5 protein-coding genes and 2 pseudogenes are annotated in these 21,872 nt (G+C 70.7%); 1 reads left to right on the top strand and 6 read right to left on the bottom strand.

Annotated features, from left to right (window positions below):
* The first annotated feature begins 62 nt into the window (after positions 1-62).
* Positions 63-1,301, top strand: coding sequence for a UDP-N-acetylmuramoyl-tripeptide--D-alanyl-D-alanine ligase (locus tag ACLEQD_RS01850; RefSeq protein WP_410381238.1), 1,239 nt, complete (start codon positions 63-65; stop codon positions 1,299-1,301).
* 51 nt (positions 1,302-1,352) lie between these two features.
* Here the strand turns inward: ACLEQD_RS01850 and ACLEQD_RS01845 are convergent, their stop codons facing one another.
* From ACLEQD_RS01845 to ACLEQD_RS01820, 6 genes and pseudogenes are all read right to left on the bottom strand, one after another.
* A complete protein-coding gene (locus tag ACLEQD_RS01845; RefSeq protein WP_410381236.1) occupies positions 1,353-10,754 on the bottom strand; it encodes an amino acid adenylation domain-containing protein in 9,402 nt (3,133 codons plus the stop codon).
* A 16-nt stretch (positions 10,755-10,770) separates the two neighbouring features.
* Positions 10,771-13,353, bottom strand: a pseudogene (locus tag ACLEQD_RS01840) (condensation domain-containing protein); the annotation flags it as partial.
* 68 nt (positions 13,354-13,421) lie between these two features.
* A pseudogene (locus tag ACLEQD_RS01835) lies at positions 13,422-15,422 on the bottom strand (amino acid adenylation domain-containing protein); the annotation flags it as partial.
* Positions 15,423-15,559: 137 nt separating this feature from the next.
* Complete coding sequence (locus ACLEQD_RS01830) at positions 15,560-16,969, bottom strand: condensation domain-containing protein (RefSeq protein ID WP_410381234.1); 1,410 nt, start codon at positions 16,967-16,969, stop codon at positions 15,560-15,562.
* Positions 16,970-17,019: 50 nt separating this feature from the next.
* Positions 17,020-18,393 carry a cytochrome P450 gene (locus ACLEQD_RS01825; protein WP_410381232.1) on the bottom strand — a complete coding sequence of 458 codons (1,374 nt, stop codon included), beginning with the start codon at positions 18,391-18,393 and terminating at the stop codon, positions 17,020-17,022.
* Positions 18,394-18,441: 48 nt separating this feature from the next.
* A partial coding sequence (locus ACLEQD_RS01820; RefSeq protein ID WP_410381230.1) for an amino acid adenylation domain-containing protein occupies positions 18,442-21,872 on the bottom strand: 3,431 nt, incomplete at its 5' end.

The following is a 21,872-nucleotide window of genomic DNA, read 5'->3' as shown; positions in this document are numbered from 1 at the left end:
TGATACGCATTGTGTGGAATGGTGCATCGCGCATCGTTGGCTGGGTCTTGAAGATCCAGCTCATGCGCTACCTGAAGAAGAATCCCCAGGTGATGATCGTGGGAGTCACCGGGAGCGTGGGCAAGACAACCACGAAGCTTGCCATCGCGAAAGTCCTGGAGCAGCGGTTCAAGGTGCTGGCCCATCCAGGGAACTACAACAGCGAGACGGGCGTTCCGCTGGCCATCTTCGAGCTGGAGTCGCCCGGTAGTTTCTTCAATCTGAAGGGCTGGATGGGTGTGGTGCGGGAGATGAATCGCCGTCTCAAGAAACCGCTTCGGTATGACGTGATCGTCCAGGAGCTGGGGGCGGGCCGCAGAGGGGATATCGGCTATTTTTCATTTCTCAAGCCCAGGATTGGCGTGGTCACCGCCGCCAAGCCCGCGCACCTCAAGGGCTTTGGGAGCATCGAGGCAATCGTAGACGAGAAGTTTTCGTTGGGGGAGCTCAGCCAGATCGCGCTGGTGAACGCCGAGGAGGAGCGGTTTGCCTCCAAGTTGGCCACGATGGCTGCGAGCAAGCTGCACACCTATGGCACCTCGAAAGGAGACTATCGCTACAGCATCCGGAGTTACTCCGCCGCGGACGGCTTTGAAGGGACCCTGGTCCTGGGAAAAAGGGAGGTGGACGCGTCCGTTCGAATGTTGGGAAGACACTTGGCTGAAGCGGTCGCCGCGGCCGCCGCCGTTGGCGAGCTGCTGGGCATGACGCCAGACGAGATCAAGGCCGGCGTCGAGCGAATCCAGCCAGTGCCTGGCCGGATGAATTCGCTGGAAGGCCAGAACGGCAGCCTGATTCTCGATGATTCGTACAATGCGAGCCCGGAGGCCATGATCGCGGCCCTCGACACCCTTCATGAGCTGCCCGGTCGGAAGATCGCCATTCTGGGCGGGATGAATGAATTGGGCTCGGACGGGGAGAAATACTACAGGCAGCTCGGTGGCCACTGCGCTCGGCTTGATCTGCTGGTCACGGTCGCGAAGCTGGCCAGGCAGTACGTGGAACCCGCCAGGGCAGCAGGCCTTGGCGATGATAAAATCAAATGTTTCGACACTCCCTATGAGGCTGGCGAGTTCGTCGCGGGGCTCCTGAAGAATGGAGACACGGTGCTCGTGAAGGGGTCCCAGGAGGGAATCTTCTGCGAGGAGGCCACCGCGAAGTTGCTGGCGAACCCGGCGGACACGGTTCGCCTGGTCCGCCAGTCTCCAGAGTGGAAGAGCCGCAAGGCCCATGCATTCAACACCCGACGGCAAGGCACATAGGTTGGACATCGCCTCCGCGAGGCGATGTCCAGCCCGTCATCCCCGGACAGGTCAGGGGAGCAGCGCGGAGAGTCGCCGGTTCGGATCCGCGCAGCCCGCCGCCAACAGTCTCTGGAAGTCCTCGACGATGCGGTCCACCGTCCGCGCGTCATAGAGGTCGCCGTTTGCCTGGGCCATCAACGAGACGCGCTGGTCCTCCGATTCGGAGACGAAGAAGAACATGTTGACCATGAGGCTTCCTCCCTGGGGAACGTTCACGCGGTCGAGCTGAAGCCCATCGGCCGAGGGTCGGGGCCCCCCGGACTTCTGGAAGTTCTGCATGTTCAGTCCAGGGAAGGTGCGCGCGCTCTTGCTGTCCGGATTCATCCCAATCATGTCCAGCACCCGCTGATAGGGCAGGGCGGAGTGGGCGAGTGCGCCGAGCACCGCGTCACGCACGCGCGTGAGCAGCTCCTGGAAGGTGGGATCTCCTTCCAGGTTGGTGCGGATCAGGATGACGTTGGTGAAGCACCCGACGAGGTTCTCGACCTCGAGGTGGTCGCGGCTCCCGATGTTGCTGAACACGGTGACATCCCGAGCGCCGCTGCGCAGCGCGAGCAGGGCCTGGTAGGCGGCCATCGCCATCATGTACAGCGTGACGCCTTCACGGTGGCAGAGCACCTTGATGGCGGCGGACAGGTCCACCGGGAAGGAGGCGGTCGTTGTCAGCGCGTTGTACGTGCGAGTGGTCGGGCGAGGTCTGTCCAAGGGGAAGTCGACCATCGTGACCCCCTCGGCCAGGTGCCTGCGCCAGTAGGACTCAAGCGACTCGAGGTGCTCGCCCTGCATCTGCTCGTGCTGCCACCACGCGAAGTCTGAGTATTGGATGCGCAGCTCGGGCAGCCGGAGGGGCTCGCCCCGGACGTAGGCTTGGTAGGCCCGGGTGACTTCCTGGAGGACGATGGCCTCGGACCAGCCGTCCCAGGCGATGTGGTGCGTCAGCACCAGGAGCATGTGCTCCTCCGGGCCCAACTGGTAGAGCCACGCCCGGAACATGGGCGGGGCCATGAGGTCGAACGGCGTCTGCGCGTCCTGGTACACGCGCTGGCGCACCGCTTCCTCGCACTGCTCCAGAGGCAGCCCCGTGAAGTCCAGCTGCTCCAGCCGAACCGGAGCCAGCGGGGGCACCTGGAAGGCAAACCCGTCATCGCTCCGGGCGTAATGGGTCCGCAGGATTTCGTGGCGCTCGACGAGCGTGGTCAGAGCCCGCTCCAGCGCCTCGACGTCGAGCCTCCCCTTGATGCGGACGCACCGCGGGACGTTGCCGGCGCTCTTCGGCCGGTTCGGGTTCGAACCTGCGTAGCTGAGCCATCGTCTCTGTGCCATGGAGGCCGGGCCCGTGACGCGACCGACCGGGGTGGGACGCCGCGGGACGGACCTTGCGGGCGCCTCCTCCCGGGTGTCCTCGCTGCGCGAAACGCCCGCGAGGGCGTCTGCTCCAAGCTGCTCCAGGGCCCGAGCGAGTGCCTCGACGTTGGGGTGCTCGAAGAGGGCGCGCAGGGGCAGGTCGACGCCGAAGGTGACGCGGATGCGCGACATGACCTGGACGGCGAGCAGCGAGTGTCCACCCAGCTCGAAGAAGCTGTCGGTCACGCCCACGCGCTCCACTCCCAGCACGTCCCTCCAGAGCTCCGCCAGCCGTTGCTCGACGGGCGTGCGTGGGGCTTCGTACCTGGAGGCCGGAGTGGCGGACGCATCCGGTGCCGGCAGGGCCTTGCGGTCCACCTTTCCGTTGGACGTCAAAGGCAGGGCCTCCAGTGTGACGAAGGCCGAGGGCACCATGTATTCGGGCAGCTTCGCCTTGAGCTCCTGTCGCAGCGTGGCGGTGTCCACCCCGTGTCCCGCCGCCGGTACCACGTACGCCACCAGGCGCTTGTCTCCCGCGCGGTCCTCGCGCGCGAGCACCAGCGCCTGCCGGAGGCCGGGCTGCTGCTCGAGCACGGCCTCGATTTCGCCCAGCTCGATGCGGAAGCCGCGCAGCTTCACCTGGAAGTCGGTGCGGCCCAGGTAGTCAATCTGCCCGTCCGCGCGGAAGCGCGCCCTGTCGCCTGTCTTGTAGAGGCGAGCTCCCGGCATGGTGCTGAAGGGATGGGGGATGAAGCGTTCGGCCGTCAGGCCCGGACGGCCGAGGTAGCCGCGGGCCAGGCCCCGGCCTCCGATGTAGAGCTCCCCGGGAATTCCCACGGGCACCGGTTCCAGCGAGGGGTCGAGGATGAAGGCTTGCAGGTCCGGAATGGGCACGCCCACCACGCTGGCGGTGCCGCTGGCATCCTCCTGGCTCAGCGGGCGGTAGGTGACATGGACGGTGGTCTCGGTGATGCCGTACATGTTGATCAGCCGCGGCTGGCTGTCGCCATGCAGGGCGAACCAGGGTTGCAGGCCGCGGAAGTCCAGCGCCTCGCCTCCGAGGATGACGTAGCGGAGCGCCAGGGGCGGGGGCCTCTCCAGGGACTGCTCATGCTGGATGAGCTGTCGGAAGGCGGAGGGTGTCTGGTTGAGGACGGTGATCGCTTCGCGTCGAAGCAGCGCATGGAAGTCCGCGGGCGAGCGGCTCACCCAGTAGGGCACGACGACGAGCCGGCCGCCGTATAGCAGCGCGCCCCACAGCTCCCAGACGGAGAAGTCGAAGGCGCTGGAGTGGAAGAGGGTCCAGACATCCCGCTCGCCAAAGTCGTACCAGGGCCGCGTCGCGGAGAAGAGGCGCAGGACGTTGGCGTGCGTGACGAGCGAGCCCTTGGGCCACCCCGTGGATCCGGACGTGTAGATGACGTAGGCGAGGTGCTCCTCGTGCGTCCCCGCGTCCACGTTCCGCGCTGGGAGGGTGGCGAGGGTGGGCCCTTCCGCGTCCAGGCACAGGACGTGCGCGCCGTGGGGCGGCAGGTTGGGGACGAGCGACGTCTGCGTGAGCAGCAGCGGAACGCCCGCGTCCCCCAGCATGAAGGCCAGCCGGTCGCGCGGGGACGCCGGATCCATGGGCACGTAGGCCGCGCCCGCCTTGAGGATGGCCAGCAGCCCCACCACCAGCTCCGCGGAGCGCTCCAGGTAGAGGCCGATGCGCGACTCGGGCCCCGCGCCCCGCGCCCGCAGCCACGCGGCGAGCTGGTTCGCGCGCGCATTGAGCTCGCCGTACGTGAGGTGGGTGTCCTCGAAGGAGAGGGCGCGCGCATGCGGCGTGCGGGCCGCCTGGTCCTCGAAGAGGCCGTGCAGCGTGCCCTGCTGGGCGAAGTGCGTCTGGAGGGTGTTCCACTCCTTGAGGAGCTGGTGGCGTTCGGGGGCGGTGAGCAGCGCGAGCCTTCCCACGCGCGTGTCCGGCGTCTGGAGCGCGGCCTCAAGCAACACCTGGAAGTGCTCCGCGAGGCGCCCCGCGGTGGAGGCGTCGAAGAGGTCGGTGTTGTACTCCAGCGACCCGATGAAGCCGTCCGCTCCTTCCGCGAACTGGAGGGTGAGGTCGAACCGGGCGGTGGCGCTGTCCACCTCCAGGGGGCGCAGGCGCAGCTCGGGCAGGCGCAGCGCGGACACCGGGGCGTTCTGCACCACCAGCATGACCTGGAAGAGCGGCGGGACGCTCATGTCGCGCTCGGGGTGTACCACCTCCACCAACTGCTCGAAGGGCAGGTCCTGGTGGGCGTAGTCCTCCAGCGTGCTGTCACGCACCTGTCGCAGCAGCTCTTGGAAGGTGACCTCCGCGTTCACGCGGGTGCGCAGCACCAGGGTGTTGACGAAGAAGCCGATGAGCCCCTCCAGCTCCGCCAGCCGGCGGCCAGCGATGGGAGAGCCCACGCTGATGTCATCCTGCCCCGAGTAGCGCGCGAGCAGCACCTGGAAGGCCGTCAGCAGCAGCATGAACGGCGTGGCGCCTTCGCGCTGGGCCAGCGCGTGCAGGCGCTGGGCGGTCGCGGGGGCGAGCGTGAAGCCGTGGCGGGCGCCCCGGAAAGACTGCTGGGGCGGCCGGGGCCGGTCCGTGGGCAGCTCCAGCACCGCCGGGGCTCCGGCGAGCCGCCGGCCCCACCAGTCGAGTTGCTCGCGCAGCGCATCGTCCCGCAGCCACTGGCGCTGCCAGACGGTGTAGTCGGCGTACTGCACCGGCAGCTCCGGCAGGGGCGAGGGCTCTCCCCTCACGAAGGCGTCGTAGAGCGCGGCGAGCTCGCGCACCAGCACGCCCATGGACCAGCCGTCGGAGATGATGTGGTGCATCGTCAGCAGCAGCACGTGCTCGGACGGAGTCAGCGTCAGGACAGCCACGCGCAGGAGCGGGCCCGTGGAGAGGTCGAAGGGACGCAGGGCCTCCTCGCGGATGCGCCGCTCGCACTCCTCGCGCCGTTCGGACCCGGGCCAGGAAGAGAGGTCCACCTCCTCGAAGGTCAGGGCGCCGGGCGCGTGGATGACCTGCCGCGCCTCTCCCGCTTCGGAGCGGAAGGTGGTGCGGAGGGACTCGTGGCGCGCCACGAGCGCGTCGAAGGCTCGCCGCAGCACGGCCCGATCCAGCGCGCCGTCGATCCGCAGGGCCGTGGGCAGGTGGTAGACAGAGCCGCCGGGGTCCAGTTGATCCAGGAACCACAGCCGCTGCTGCGCGAAGGACAGGGGCAGGGCGCCGTCCCTCGGGACGCGCTGGAGTGCGGGCACCCGCGAGGCGTGTCCTCCCTGGAGCAAGGCCTCGGTCCGCGCGGCGAAGGCCGCCAACGTCGGTGCCTCGAAGAGCGTGCGCAAGGGCACCTCCACGCCAAACGCCGAGCGCAGGCGGGAGACGAGCTGCGTGGCCAGCAGCGAGTGGCCGCCCCGGTCGAAGAAGGAGTCCTTGAGGCCCACGCGCTCCACGCCGAGCAGCTCCGCCCAGACGCTGGCCAGGGTCCGCTCCAGGTCGGTGCGGGGCTCCAGGTAGCGAGCGCCCTGCACCGTGTCCTCGCCGCCCGGACGGGGCAGGGCCTTGCGGTCGACCTTGGCGTTAGCGGTGAGGGGCAGGGCGTCCAGGCCGACGAAGGCGGAGGGTACCATGTACTCGGGCAGCCGCTGCTGGAGGAAGGCGCGCAGGGCGGCGATGTCCACCGTCTGGCCCTCCTGGGGCACGACGTAGGCGACGAGCCGCTGATCTCCCGGCGCGTCCTCGCGCACCACCGCCACGGCCTCGCGGAGGTTGGGGTGCTGGACCATCACGGCCTCCACCTCGCCCAGCTCGATGCGGTAGCCGCGCAGCTTCACCTGCGAGTCGATGCGGCCCAGGAACTCCAGCACGCCATCCGGACGGCGCCGGACGCGATCTCCCGTGCGATAGAGGCGCGCGCCGGGCACGTCGCTGAAGGGGTGCGGAACGAAGCGCTCCGCGGTCAGCTCCGGCCTGTTCCCGTAACCGCGCGCCAGCGGCACGCCGCCGATGTAAAGCTCACCGGGCACGCCCACCGGCACCAGCCCCAGGTGCGCGTCCAGCACGTGCGATTCCACGTTGGCGATGGGACGCCCGATGGGGACCGGCCCCGTCGCGAGCGCGGGGGGCGCGTCCTTGCCGTCCACCTCGTACACGCAGCAGCCCACCACCGTCTCGGTGGGGCCGTACTCGTTGAAGAGGCGCGTGGCCGGCGCGTGTGTCCGCCAGAAGGCGAGCAGCTCGTGGGTGAGTGCCTCACCGCCGATGACGAAGGCGCCCGTCGCGCCGGCCGCCTCCCCTGGCGACAGCAGCCGCGACAGCAGCAGCAGGTGCGACGGCGTCAGCTTGACGAGCGCGTAGCCCCGGTGCTCGCGAAGCGCCGCCGCCAGCCCCTCCACGTCGTCCTGTTCGGACACCAGTCGGACGCCCTGGCCCCGTGCCAGGGGCAGCAGCAGGCTGGTCACGGTCAGGTCGAACGCCAGCGGCGAGTGCACCGGCGCCCCAAGCCCGCCCTCGCCGGGATAGGTGCGCGCGCACCACGCGAGGTAGTTGACCACGCCCCGGTGGTCGATGAGCGCGCCCTTGGGCCGGCCGGTGGAGCCAGAGGTGTAGAGCACATAGGCCAGGTGCTCCGGTCCTGCCGACGGCACTGGCGCGGCGGAGTCCTGGCGGGCGATGAGGTCCCAGTCGCTGTCGAGGCACAGGGTGTTCGCCGCGTGCGGGGGCAGCCGCTCCACCAGCGCCCGCCGGGTGAGGACCACGGCGACCCCGGAGTCGGCGAGCATGAACGCCACCCGCTCCTCCGGATGGGTGGTGTCGAACGGCACGTAGGCGCCGCCCGCCTTCAGCACGCCGAGCAGCGCGACGACCATCTCCGCCGTGCGCTCCAGGAAGAGGCCCACGCGGACCTCGGGGCCCACGCCCAGGGTGCGCAGGTGGTTCGCGAGCTGGTTGGCGCGCGCGTCCAGTTGCGCGTACGTCAGGCGCGCGTCATCCGCCTCCACCGCGACGGCGTCAGGCACCCGGGCGGCCTGGAGGGCGATGAGTTCATTCACCGTGCGCTCGCGCGGGAAGTCCGCACGGGTGTCATTCCAGCCCACGAGCAACTGCCGGCGCTCCACGGCGGTGAGAAGCGCCAGTTCTCCCAGCCGGGTGGTGGGCGCCGACAGCGCGTGCTCCAGCAGCGACCCGAAGTGGCCCACCATGCGTTCGGCGGTCGCTGGCTCGAACAGGTCCGTGGCGTACTCCAGCGTTCCGACTAGCCCCTCGGGCCCGTCCACCAGCAGCAGCGTGAGGTCGAACTTGGAGAGGTGGCTCTCCACCTCCAGCGGCCGCAGGTGCAGGCCGGGCAGCCGCAAGGCCTCCATGGGGGCGTTCTGGAGCACCAGCATGGCCTGGAAGAGCGGCGAGGTGCTCAGGTCGCGCTGGGGGTTGAGGTCCTCCACCAGCTTCTCGAAAGGCACGTCCTGGTGGGCATAGGCCCCGAGCGCGTTGGCGCGGACCTGCTCCAGCAGCTGGAGGAAGGTGGGGTTGCCGCGCAAGTCCGCGCGCAGCACCAGGGTGTTGATGAAGACGCCGATGAGTCCTTCGAGCTCGGTCTGCCCGCGACCCGCGATGGGGGTGCCCACGCGGATGTCGTCCTGACCCGAGTAGCGGTGCAGGAGCGTGTGGAACACCGCCAACAACACCATGAACGGCGTGGCGCCCTGCTGTTGACTGAAGTCCTTCAGCCGCGCCGACAGGGCGGGCATGCGGAAGGACCGGTGGGCGCCGCGGAAGGAGCGTGTGGCGGGCCGGGGCTTGTCAGTCGGCAGCTCCAGCGCGACCGGGACGTCGGAGAGCTGTTCGCGCCACCAGGCGCGCTGCCGGTCCAGGGCTTCACCCTGGAGCCAGAGGCGCTGCCATGCGCTGTAGTCCGCGTACTGAAGGGCCAGCGGCGGAAGGGGCGAGGGTTGGCCCCGGGTGAAGGCGTCGTAGAGCGCGGCCAGCTCACGCACCAGCACGCCCATCGACCAGCCGTCGGAGACGATGTGGTGCATCGTCAGGAGCAGCACGTGCCGCGCCTCCTCCAGATCCAGCAGCGTGGCGCGCAGCAGCGGGCCCCGGGCGAGGTCGAAGGGGCGACGGGCCTCCCCGGTGGCCAGGCGCAGCGCTTCGCGCTGTTGCTCCGAACCGGGCAGCGCGGTGGACACGCTTCCACGCTCCAGGGGCACGGAGACCCGGGGCAGGATGCGCTGCTCGGCTCCCTCCGGGCCGGCGCGGAAGACGGTGCGCAGGGACTCGTGGCGTTCCACCAGGGCGTCCAGGGCGCGCTGGAGTGCGTCCGCGTTCACATGTCCTTCCAACTGGAGGGCGGTGGGGATGTTGTAGCTGGCGTTTCCGGGCTCCAGCTGATCCAGGAACCACAGCCGCTGCTGCGCGAAGGACAGGGGCAGCGGGCCCGAGCGGCTCGTGGGGCGGAGGGCCGGCACGTCCGAGGCCGCGAAGGCGCCCAGCCGGGCCGCCAGCTCCAGGAGCGTGGGCGCCTCGAAGAGGGCCCGCAGGGGTAGCTCGACGTTGAACGCCGTGCGGATGCGCGACAGGGCCTGGGTGGCCAGCAGGGAGTGGCCGCCCAGCAGGAAGAAGTTGTCGTGGAGGCCCACGCGCTCCACGCGCAGCACCTCCCGCCAGATGGCCGCGAGCCGCTGCTCCGTCTCGCCACGCGGGGCGACATACTCGACCTCCGGGGCACGCAGGGACTCGGGGGGCGGCAGCGCCTTGCGGTCGACCTTGGCGTTCGCGGTGAGGGGCAAGGCGTCCAGGCCGACGAAGGCAGAGGGCACCATGTACTCGGGCAGGCGCTGCTGGAGGTGGGAGCGCAGGAGGGGGATCTCCACCGTCTGGCCGTCGCGGGGGACGACGTAGGCGACGAGCCGCTGGTCGCCAGGCACGTCCTCGCGCATCACCGCGACGGCGCTGGCCACCGGTGAATGGGTGAGCAGGGCGGCCTCCACCTCCCCCAACTCGATGCGGTAGCCGCGCAGCTTCACCTGGGCGTCGGCGCGGCCGAGGAACTCCAGCACGCCGTCCTCGCGCCAACGGGCCAGGTCCCCCGTGCGGTAGAGGCGCGCGCCGGGCACGCCGGAGAATGGATCCGGCACGAAGCGCTCGGCGGTGAGCGCCGGCTGTCCCACGTAGCCGCGCGCCACGCCGTCGCCTCCCGCGAACAACTCGCCGATGAGGCCCGGGGGCACGGGCTGTCCGTTCGCGTCCAGCACGTACACCCGGGTGTTGCCGATGGGGCGGCCAATGGGAACTGCAGTCCCCACGTCCCCGGGCGTCGTCATGCGGTGGCAGGAGGTGAAGAGGGTGCCCTCGGTGGGGCCGTAGCAGGCCGTCACCGGGATGCGCAGGGTCTCCAGCACGCGCTGGACGTGCGGCGCGGACACCACGTCACCGCCCGTCAGCAGTTGCTTCACCGTGCGCAGCGCGCGCGGGTGGCTGTCCACCACCTGGGTGAAGAGGCCCGCGGTGAGGTGCAGCGTGGTGACCCCGTGCTTCACCAGCACCGTCTCCAGCTCGTACACGTCAGAGGGGGAGTGGGGCGGGAAGACGACCAGCCGGCCCCCGTGCAGCAGCGGCGCCCACAGCTCCAGGGTGGAGGCGTCGAAGGAGACCGGGGCGATGAGCAGGAACGTCTCGTCCGGCCCCAGGTGGGCGTAGTCGACGCCGAAGACGGTGCGCAGCACGGCCGACTGCTGCGTGCCCACGCCCTTGGGGCGGCCCGTGCTCCCGGACGTGAAGTCGATGTACGCGAGACTCTCCGGATGCGCAGCGCACGGCGGCGTGGACGTGGGCTGGGCGGAGAGGTCCAGCTCCTCCAGCACCACGGTGTGCACGCCGTCCGAGGGCAGCTTCGCGAGCGCCGCGCGCTGGGTGAGGAGCACGCGGGGCCGGGCATCCTCGAGCATCGCGGCCAGCCGCTCGCGCGGGTAGGACGGATCCAGCGGGACGTAGGCGCCGCCGGCCTTGAGGATGGCCACGAGCGAGATGATCAGCTCCAGCGAGCGCTCCACGGCGGAGCGCCACGCGGGAGTCCGTGCCCACGCCCAGGCCGCGCAGGTGGTTCGCGAGCCGGTTGGCGCGCGCGTCGAGCTGCGCGTACGTAAGCGCCGTGTCCCCGAACTCGACGGCCACCGCGTCCGGCGCGCGGGTGACCACCTGCGAGAAGACCTCGGACAGGGTGCTGGAGCGCGGGTACTGGGTGGTGGTGGCGTTCCAGTCCAGCAGTACCTGGCGGCGCTCCACCGGGGTGAGCAGCGCGAGGTCATCCAGGCGGCCGCTCGCGGGTAGCGACTCCAGCACCTGGATCCAGTGCCGCAGCACGCGCCGCAGGGACCCCGCGGCGAAGCGCGGCGTCGCGAAGACGGCGCGCAGGCGCAGCACGGCGCCGGGCAGCACGGAGACGGTGAGCGGGTAGTTGCTCCGCTCGAAGCCGTGGATGTCGCTGACCCGCATGGACGGGCTTTCGAGGAGCGTCTCGTCGAGCGGGTAGTTCTCGAAGACGAGCAGCGAGTCGAACAGCGGCGTGCCCCGGGGCACGCCGCTCAGCGCCTGGACCTGGACGAGCGGGGAGTGCTCGTACTGGCGCTGCTCCAGCTGCCGCGCCTGGATCGACTGGAGCCAGGGCCCCAGGGGGGCGTCGCCGTCGGGCAGCGGGATGCGCACCGGCAGCGAGTTGATGAAGAGGCCCACCATGCCGTCGGAGCCGGCGAGCTCCGGGGGGCGGCCCGCCACGGTGTTGCCAAAGACGACGTCGGAGACGCGGGCATAGCGCGCGAGGACCACCGCCCAGGACGCGAGCGCCAGGGTGTGAAGGGTGAGCTGGTGCTGGCGCGCGAAGGCCTGCAGCGCGGTGGTGGCCTGTTCGGAGAGGGCGCCCTCCACGGTGTCCTGGCTGGTGGCGGGCTGGTGCGTGTCGGCGGGCAGCGGGGTGGTGGCGTTGAAGTCCTGGAGCGACGCGCGCCAGAAAGACTCGGCCGCGGAGGCGTCCCGACGCTGGAGCCAGGCGATGTAGTCCCGGAACGGCGGCCGGGACACGGTCGGGGGCGTGCCCCCCGCGCGCAGCGTGTCGTAGAGGGAGAAGACGTCCCGCATCAGCAGGCCCAGGCTCCAGCCGTCCACCAGCAAGTGGTGGTGGCTCCAGAGGAAGCGCGTGCGCTGGGCGCCCAGGAGGATGACGGTCAGCCGCAGGAGCGGCGCGTGGCGCAGGTCCACGCCGGCCTTCTGGTCGTCAGCGAGCAGTTGCTCCATGCGGGCGCGCTGCTCGGTCTTCGGCAGCTCGCGCCAGTCGAGCGTGTGGACGGGGAGGACGGGACACGCGTGGACGACCTGGAGGGGCGTGTCCAGGCACTCCCAGTGGAACGACGAGCGCAGGATGGGGTGCAGCCGGAGGCATTCGCGCCAGGCAGCGAGGAACGCCTCCTGGTCCAGAGGCGAGTCCACGGTCCACGCGAGCTGCTGGAAGTAGACGGACGAGGACGGCGACAGCAAGGCGTGGAAGAGGATGCCCTGCTGCATGGGGGACAGCGGGTAGATGTCCTCCACCCCCGATGGAGCCTGCGCCACCAGCGCGTCGAGCGCGGGGCGGTCGAGGGCGGCGAGGGGGAAGTCGCCCGGTGACAGTCGGTGCGCGTCGTCGGAGTGCCGCTCGGCGATGAGCGCGCGCAGGTGCCGCGCGAAGCCCTGGCCCAGCGCCTCGATGGTGGCCGCGTGGTGCAGCGCGGTGCTATAGCTCAGGGCGAACTGAAGCCGGCCCTGGGTGACGGAGCCGTTGACCTCCAGGACATGCAGCCGCTCCCCCGAGGGCGCGGACGACGGCCCGATGGCCTCCGTGGCGCGAGCGAAGCGCTCACTCGCCGCGGCGGTGGCATCCAGCTGGCCCAGGTAGTTGAAGGCCACCTGGGGAAGCGGTTGGGACTTGAGGGCACGGGACACGGCTTCGGGCCCCATCCACTTGAGCAGACCGCCGCCGAGCCCGTGGTTCGGCATGCGGCGGAGCGAATCGCGCACGGCGCGCAGGCATTCGCCCGTGGTGGCCTGCGCTGGCACTGGCAGGAGCACGGGGACCATGGAGGTGAACCACCCCACGGTGCGTGACGTGTCCACGCCCGCGAAGAGGTCCTCGCGGCCATGGCCTTCCAGGTGCACCAGCGCGCGGGGCTGCCCCGTCCACTCCGCCAGCGCGCGTCCCAGCGCGGTGAGCAGGACTTCGTTGATTCGCGCGCGCCAGGCCCCGGGAACCTCCTGGAGCAGCACCCGTGTCTCCTCGGCGTCCATCGCGACGCGGACGCTCTGCTCGCTGTCACGCACGTTGGCGCCCGCGCCGTCGGTGGGCAGCGGCGCCACGTCGTTCCGGGCCGCGTCCAGCCAGAGAGGGGCCTCGGCGGCGAGCGCCTCGGACTGGGCGTGGGCGTGCAGGCGGCGCGTCCAGGCCTGGAACGAGGTGCTCTTGGCGGGAAGGCGGACCGGCTCGCCTCGCTCGTGCTGGGCGCACGCGGACTCCAGGTCCTCCAGCAGCACGCGCCAGGAGACGACGTCCACCACCAGGTGGTGGGCCACGAGCAGCAGTCGCTGCCCCCGGACGCCCAGGTCGAAGAGGGCGGCGCGGAACAAGGGTGGGGTACCCAGCGCGAAGGTGGACTGCAGCCGGGCGCCTCGGCCTCCAGCGCCGCGGACTGCTCGGCGGCGGGCAGCGCGCCCAGATCCACCGAGAGCAGGCGGAAGGGCGCTTCCTGCACGGAAACGTTCTCCTGGAGCCAGGAGTCCTCGTGCTGGAAGAAGCGCAGGCGCAGGGCGTCGTGGTGCTCGACCAGGTGCCGCAGGGCCGTCTCCAGCCGCGAGGCCTCCTGGCGCACGCGGCACTCCAGGAGCAGCGACTGGTTGAAGTGGTGCGCGTGCGTGGCGTCGTGCGCGAAGAGGTGCTGCTGCAAAGGGGTCAGTGGCACCGGGCCGGTGACCATTCCCTGCTCATCCGTGGACTCGGAGGCGGCCTGGACGTGCTTCGCCAGCAGGGCCACTGTCTGGTGCTGAAAGAGGTCGCGCGTGGAGAGGACCAGTCCCGCCTGCCGGGCCCGCGCTACCACCTGGAGGCTGATGATGGAATCGCCGCCTAGCTCGAAGAAGTTGTCGTGGATGCCCACCCGCTCCAGGCCCAGCACCCGGGCCCAGATGTCCGCCAGCTGCTCCTCCACCGGGGTGACCGGAGCAGCGTATTCCGCCTTGGCCTGCGCGGCGCGGGTCCCGTCCGGCGCGGGCAGGGCCTTGCGGTCCACCTTGCCGCTGCTGTTCGTGGGCAGCGCCTCCAGGCACACGAAGGCCGCGGGCAGCATGTAGTCCGGCAGCCGCTCCTGCAGCGCCAAGCGCAGGACCGCCGGGTCCGGGGCCTCCTCCCCGGCGGGCGGCGCCACATAGGCCACCAGCCGCTTGAGGGCTGGCGGATCCTCGCGCAACACCACCACTGCCTCGCGCACGCCGGGCTGCTGGAGCAGCACGGCTTCAATCTCCCCCAGCTCGATGCGAAAGCCGCGCAGCTTCACCTGGAAGTCGACGCGGCCCAGGTACTCCAGCTCGCCGTCGGGCAGCCAGCGGGCGCGGTCGCCGGTGCGGTAGAGCCGCAGTCCTGGCTCCGTGGCGAAGGGGTCCGGCACGAAGCGCTCGGCGGTGAGCTCCGGACGGCCCAGGTAGCCGCGCGCCAGGCCCATGCCCCCCAGGTACAGCTCTCCGGGCACTCCTGGGGGCACCGGCGCCAGGTGGGCGTCGAGCACGCAGGCGCGCGCGTTGGCGAAGGGCCGCCCCAGGGTGACGCGCCGCGGATCCACCCGCGTGTTGACCGTGGCGCACACGGTGGCCTCGGTGGGACCGTAGGCGTTGACGAAGCGGCGGCCCGGAGCGAAGCGCTGGGCCAGCTCCGGCGCGCATGCCTCGCCCGCGACGATGAGCGTGCGCACGCCCTGGAGTCCTTCGGGCTCCAGCTGCGCCAGCACCGTGGGGGTGAGCTTCAGCGTGGTGATGGCGTGGTCCGCGACGGTCTTGAGCAGGGGCGCGCCCGGCAGCAGCTCCTCGCGCGGGGCAAGCACCAGCGTCGCGCCGGACAGCAGCGCGGGGAAGATCTCGGAGATGGAGGCGTCGAACGCGCTGGAGAAGAACTGGAGCAGTCGGCTTCCCGGCCCCAGGTCCATGAACTCCACGGTGCGCAGCGCCGTGTTGCACAGGCCCTGGTGCCGCAGCAGGGTGCCTTTGGGCCGGCCGGTGGAGCCCGACGTGTAGATGACGTATGCCAGCTGGTCGCCGTCCACCGGGGTGTCCAGGTCGTCCTCGGACTCGCGTTCGACGCGGCCCCAGTCCGCGTCCAGGCGCAGCACGTAGCCCCGCCGGTCCATCAGGTGCTCGAGCGACGAGTCGGTGAGGAGCACCGGCGCCATCGCGTCCGACGCGATGTAGTCGAGCCGCTCGGAGGGCAGGCCCGGGTCGAGCGGGAGGAAGGCGCCGCCCGCCTTGAGGACGGCGAGCTGGGCGACCACGAGCCCGGCAGAGCGTTCCAGGCAGAGCGCGACGCGGATTTCCGGCCCCACGCCCACGCGGCGCAGGTGGCGCGCGAGCTGGTTGGCCCGCGCGTTGAGCTCACCGTAGGTGAGGGTCTCCTCACCGAAGCGCAGGGCGGGCGCGTCGGGCGCGCGGCGCACCTGCGCTTCGAAGAGCCGGTGCGCCAGGGCGGGCTCGGGCAGCGCGCGGGTGGCGCCGTTCCAGTCCTCCAACACCTGCTGGCGTTCAGCGGCGGTGAGCAGCGACAGCTGGGACAGGCGCGCCCCGGGCGCGTCCTTCACCTGGTGCAACAGCGTCTCCAGGTGCCGGCCAGCCGCTTGATGGTGGCTGCGTCGAAGAGGTCGCGGTTGTAGACGAAGTTACCCAGGAGGCAGCCCTGCTGCTCCATGAAGGCCAGCTCCAGGTCGAACTTGGCGACGACCGTGTCCAGCACCACCGGGCGCATGGACAGGCCCGGCAGGCTCAGCTCGACGGGGGGCGCGTTGAGGAAGGCGAAGACCACCTGGAAGAGCGGGCTGTGGCCCAGGTTGCGCTCCGGCTTGAGCTCCTCGACCAGCTTCTCGAAGGGGACGTCCTGGTGTCCGTAGGCGCCCAGGGTCGTCTGCCGAACGCGCTGGAGCAGCTCGCGGAAGGTGGGGTCGCCGCCCAGGTCCGTGCGCAGCACCAGCATGTTGGCGAAGAAGCCGATGAGACCCTCCAACTCGCCCAGGCGGCGGCCGGCGATGGAAGAGCCGACGCTCACGTCGTCCTGGCCCGCGTAGCGGCCGAGCACGAGCTGGAAGGCCGTGAGCAGCAGCATGAAGGGGGTCACGCCCTCGCGCGCGGCCAGGGCCTTGAGGGCCTCCGACAGCTCGCGGGAGTAGCGCACCGGCAGGGCCGCGCCGTGGAAGGTCTGCGCCGTGGGCCGTGGACGGTCGGTGGGCAGCTCCAGCCGCGCCGGCGCACCCTCAAGCTGCTGACGCCAGTAGGACAGCTGGCGCTCCAGCTCCTCCCCGCGCAGCCACTGGCGCTGCCAGTGCGCATAGTCCGCGTAACGCACCGGCAGCACCGGCAGCGGCGAGGGCTGGCCCTGGCTGAAGGCAGCGTAGAGCTGGCCCACCTCACGCACCAGCACGCTGGTGGACCACGCATCGGAGACGATGTGGTGGACGTTGAGCACCAGCAGGTGCTCCCGCTCTCCCAGCCGCAAGAGCGTGGTGATGAACAGCGGGCCGCGTTGCAGGTCGAAGGGGCGCTGCGCGGTGGCGTTGGCCTGCCGGAGCACCTCGGCTTGTCGCTCCGCCCCGGCCAGGGACGTCAGGTCCACGACCCGCAGGGCCTGCCGCTGGGGCGGGAGGATGACCTGCTCGGCGGAGTCGGCGTCCTGGCGGAAGAGGGTGCGCAGGCTCTCGTGGCGCCGCGTCAACTCCGCGAAGGCCTGCTCCAGCACCGCGACGTCCAGCGCGCCCTCCAGCCGCACCGCGGCGGGCACGCTGTAGCGTGAGGTGCCCGGCTCCAGTTGCTCCAGGAACCACAACCGCTGCTGCGCGAAGGACAGGGGCAACCGCGCCCCCTCGGGCAGCCGCTCGAGGGGGGGCAGGGACGTGACGCTCGTGGCCGTGGAGGGCGTCCCCGCGCGCAGCTTCTTGAGCAGTAGAGCCTGCTTTTCGGGGGACAGGTTGGCCAGACGCTTGAGGAGGTCACTCATATCGCGGAGATCCGGAACGGCGGCAGGGGACGGAAGAAATGGGGCTGGTGTCAGGCCACCGGGTGCAGCGTGGCATTGAGCCCGTTGCGCGGCCGGTAGGTGGAGCCAGACATGGTGACCACGGGCCCGTGGGACGTCGGGCGCGCCTGGAAGCGCGGCAGCAACGTGGCGAAGACCGTGGTCATCAGCAGGAGCGTGAAGTGGTTGCCGATGCACAGCCGTTGCCCGGCGCCGAACGGCATGTACGCGATGCGCTGCAACTTCTGCTCGCGCGGCTCTGACAGGAAGCGCTCGGGCATGAAGCGCTCGGGGTCCTCCCACGCGCTGGGGTGACGGTGGAGGATGTACGGGGAGATCATCACGCGCATGCCGGGGTGGACCTTCCAGCCGCCGATCGTGTCTTCCTCGCGTGCCTGTCGCGCGAACTGCCAGGCGGGTGGGTGCAGGCGCAGGGTCTCCTGTACCACCGCGCGCAGGTAGGCCAGGCCCTGCACGGAGGTGGCGGTGGGCGGCTGCCCCAGGCACACGTCCTTCACCTCCTGGCGGATGCGCTGCTCCACCTCCGGGTGGCGCATGAGCATGTGCCAGACCCAGGTGAGCGCGACCGCGGTGGCTTCCTGTCCTCCGACGAAGAGCGAGACCAGTTCGTCGCGAACCTCCCGGTCCGTCATCCCCTCGCCCTGCGCGTCACGCGCGGACATCAAGACGCCCAGCACGTCGTCCCCCAGTGACGCCGACTGCCTTCGCTCGGTGATGAGGGGATAGAGCACTCCGTTCAATTTCTCGATGGCGGCCATGAACTTCGCGTGGTGGCCGGGGCGCAGCCGCAGGAGCTGGCTGACGACCTTCACCACGGAGTCGCGGGGGCCGTGGCTGTCGCGCGTGAAGAAATCGAGCGCCTCGCGCAGCGCCGGGCTGTCCTCGTACACGTCGCGGGAGAAGATGGACCGCCCCAGCAGGGAGATGGAGAGGTGCCGCATCTCATCCAGCAGCTCCAGGGGTTGGCCGGAGGCGACATGGGGCTCCCAGCGACGGGCCATTGCCTCGGTGCCCGCCACCAGACCGTCCACCATGGGGGGCAGGCGGGGGCGGTGGAAGGCGGGCTGCACCATGCGCCGCTGGCGCATCCAGAAGTCGCCGCGGCTAGCGAACAGGCCCCGGCCCATCAGCGGCCCGTTGAAGCCCTGCTCTGGGCCCGGATGGCGGTAGTTGCGGGCGTTGTCCACCATCACCCGCTGTGCGTACTCGGGGTGGGACAGCAGGAGGGTGGGACCGTCGAACATGCGGAAGTAGACGACGTCGCCGTGGCGGCGCTGCTCGCGCACCAGCATGCCCAGCGCGTCCTTGATCTGATTCACGCCCGTGCCCATCAACCAGTGCCGCCGCCGGCCCGGAGGGAGGGGGGAGAGTGGTGTGCTTGCCATCACGTCACCTTGTTTCCATCAGCGAAAGGGGAACACCACCGGCGCGTCTCAGGTGCCGGTGGGCGGTTCGTCTTCAGCGTCCAGGAGCGCTTGCAGCTCCGACTCGCTCATCGTTTCGAATTGATCCAGCATCCCCGCCAGGTCCTCCTGGGATTGCTGGGCCGTGAGCCGCAGGACGTGGAGGGACAGCCCCGCCACGGTGGGTGCCTCGAAGAGGTCGCGCAGGGGCAGCTCCACGCCGAGGCCCGAACGGACGCGCGCCACGAGCTGGGTGGCCAGCAGGGAGTGTCCGCCCAGCTCGAAGAAGCTGTCGTGCACGCCCACGCGCTCCACGCGCAGCAGCTCCGCGCAGTAGCTGGCGATCTGCTGCTCCAGCTCCGTGCGCGGCGCTTCGTACGCGCGCCGGGGCGTCAGGGCCTGCTCCGGCGCGGGCAGGGCCTTGCGGTCCACTTTTTCGTTCGCGGTGAGCGGCAGGACGTCCAGGGGGACGAAGCTTGACGGCACCATGAAGTCGGGCAGGCGTTCCAGGAGGAACGCCCGCAGCGCGGCCGGGTCCAGCCGCTGGTCAGGCTGGGCCACGGCATAGGCGACGAGCCGCTTGTCCCCGGGCGCGTCCTCTCGCACCAGCGCCACGGCCTGGCGCACATGCGGGTGCGCGAGCAGGGCTCTCTCCACCTCCGGCAGCTCGATGCGGTAGCCCCGCACCTTCACTTGGGTGTCGGCGCGGCCGAGGAACTCGAGCACGCCGTCCTCCGTCCACCGGGCCAGGTCGCCCGTGCGGTAGACGCGTTGGCCGGGCCGGGTGGCGAACGGGTGGGGCAGGAACCGCTCCGCGGTGAGGTCCGGCCGGGACAGGTAGCCCCGGGCGAGTCCGTCCCCGCCAATGAAGAGCTCCCCGGGCATGCCCACCGGAACAGGCCGGAGGGCATCGTCCAGCAGGTACACCTGGGTGGCGTGGATGGGGCGGCCGATAGGAACGGCGCCGCCCACGTCCTCGGGGCGGGTCATGCGGTGGCACGAGGTGAAGAGGGTGCCTTCGGTGGGGCCGTAGCAGGCGGTGACCGGGAGACCCAGGGTGCGCAGCACGCGCTCGACGTGCGGCGCGGACACGACATCGCCGCCCGTGAGCAGTTGGCGCACGCCGCGCAGTGCGTCCGGCTCCAGGTCCACCACCTGGGTGAAGAGGCCCGCGGTGAGGTGGAGCGTGGTGACGCGGTGCTGCTCCAGCACCGTGCGCAGCAGCCGCAGGTCGCCCGGCGATCGCGGCGGGAAGACGACCAGGCGTCCGCCGTGGAGCAGCGGGCCCCAGACCTCCAGCGTGGAGGCGTCGAACGAGATGGGGGCGATGAGCAGGAAGCTCTCCTCCGGGCCGAAGTTCGCGTAGGCGCTGCCGTGGAAGAGGCGCGGCACGGAGCCGTGTTCGACGGCGACGCCCTTGGGCCGGCCGGTGGATCCGGAGGTGAAGTCGACGTAGGCGAGGTTGCGCGGGGAGAGCGGCACGTGCGGCGACGTGGTGGGCTGCTCCTCCAGGCGCAGGTCCTCAATGAGCAGGCTGGGTAGCGCCACGGGCACGGAGAGCCGTGAGCGCAGCGCCCGCGAGCTGATCAGCAGCCTGGGCGGAGCGTCTTCCAGCATGAGGGCCAGGCGCTGGGCCGGGTAGGCGGCGTCCAGCGGCAGGTACGCGCCACCGGCCTTGAGGATGGCGAGCAGCGAGAGGATCAGCTCCACCGACCGCTCCAGACACAGGGCCACGAGCGAGTCAGGCCCCACGCCCTGGGCGCGAAGCACCCACGCGAGCTGGTTGGCGCGCGCGTCGAGCTCGCGGTAGGTGAGCCGCTGCTCACCGAACTCGACGGCGATGGCGTCCGGGCGCAGCAGGGCCTGCTGTTCGAACAGGTGGTGGATGCAGGCCTCGGGGGCGCGCTCCGCCGTGTCCGCGTTGAAGTCCACGAGCACCTGCCGACGCTCCTGCTCAGACAGGAGCGACACCTCGTCCAGCCGCGCGTGGGTGGTCAACGAAACCAGCGCCTGGCTCCAGTGGGACATGAGCCGCTGGAGGTCCGCGTCCTCGAAGCGGGCCACGTCGTAGACGGCCCGTAGGCGCGTGGAGCCTCCGGGCATGACGGACAGCGTGAGCGGATAGTGGGTGGCCTCCACGGCGTGGATGTCGCGCAGGACCACCGAGGCGTCCGGCCCCAGCAGCGAGGCGTCCAGGGGGTAGTTCTCGAAGACGAGCAGGGACTCGAAGAGCGGGGTGCCCCGGGGGACGTCGCTCCAGGTCTGCACCTGGACGAGGGCGGCGTGTTCGTGCTGGCGCAAGTCCAGGTGCTGCGCCTGGAGCTCCCGGAGCCAGGGCAGCACCTGCGAGGTGGAGGACGGCAGCCGCACGCGGACCGGCAACGTGTTGATGAAGACGCCCACCATGGATTCGGCGCCGGGCAGCTCCGGAGGCCGGCCCGCGACGGTGTTGCCGAAGACGACGTCGCGCGAGCCGCTGGCGCGCGCGAGCACGAGCGCCCACGCTGCGAAGGCGAGCGTGGGCAGGGTGAGCTGGTGCTCACGCGCGAATGACTGAAGCGAGGTGGAGACCTCCGCGGGCAGGGACTGCTCCCAGGTGTGCTGGCGGGCTGTTGCCTGGGGGCGGGAGGCCCGCGTGTCCAGGGGCAGGGGCGTGGGCGACGTGAAACCCTTCAGGTACGTGCGCCACCAGGCTTCGTCCGTGGAGTCGTCGCGCTGGGAGAGCCAGTCGATGTACTCGCGGAAGGCGGGACGCGAGGCGTGCTCCGGCTTCGCGCCGGAGCGGAGCAGGTCGTAGAGGGAGAAGACCTCTTTGATCAACAGTCCCAGGCTCCAGCCGTCCACCAGCAAGTGGTGGTGGCTCCAGAGGAAGCGGACGGACGCCTCGCCCAGTTGGACGGCGGTGAGGCGGATGAGCGGCGCGCGGCGCAGGTCCAGGCCTCGGCGCTTGTCCTCGCGGAGGAGCTGTTCGAAGCGGGCCTGCTGCTCGGCGGTGGAGAGGCCGCGCCAGTCCAGCTCCTCGAAGGGAAGCGCCACGTCGGCGTGGACGACCTGGAGAGGGGACTCCAGACCTTCCCAGTGGAACGACGAGCGGAGGATGGGATGCAGCCGGATGCAGGCGCGCCACGCCTCCAGGAAGGCCGTCAGGTCCAGGGGCGAGGCGACGGTCCAGGACAGCTGCTCGAAGTACACGGCGGAGTCGGGCGACAGCCGCGCGTGGAAGAGCATGCCCTGCTGGGTGGGCGACAACGGGTAGACGTCCTCGATGTCCTGGCCGGTGCTCCGCAGCAGGGCGTCCAGGGCCGGCTGGGAGAGCGAGGCGAGGGGGAAGTCACCGGGGGAGAAGCGGCGGGCGTCGCTGGAGTGGCGCTGGTCGACGAGGGCACGCAGGTGGTGCTGGAACCGTGAGGCCAGCGTCGCGATGGTGGACTCGTGGTGACGGTGCGCGCTGTAGCCGAAGG

It is taken from the genome of Corallococcus sp. 4LFB (assembly GCF_046520365.1).
In the GTDB taxonomy this organism is placed as follows: Bacteria; Myxococcota; Myxococcia; order Myxococcales; family Myxococcaceae; genus Corallococcus; species Corallococcus caeni.
The sequence above is the reverse complement of the archived record's forward strand: the minus strand, read 5'-3'. Positions and strand labels throughout refer to the sequence as shown.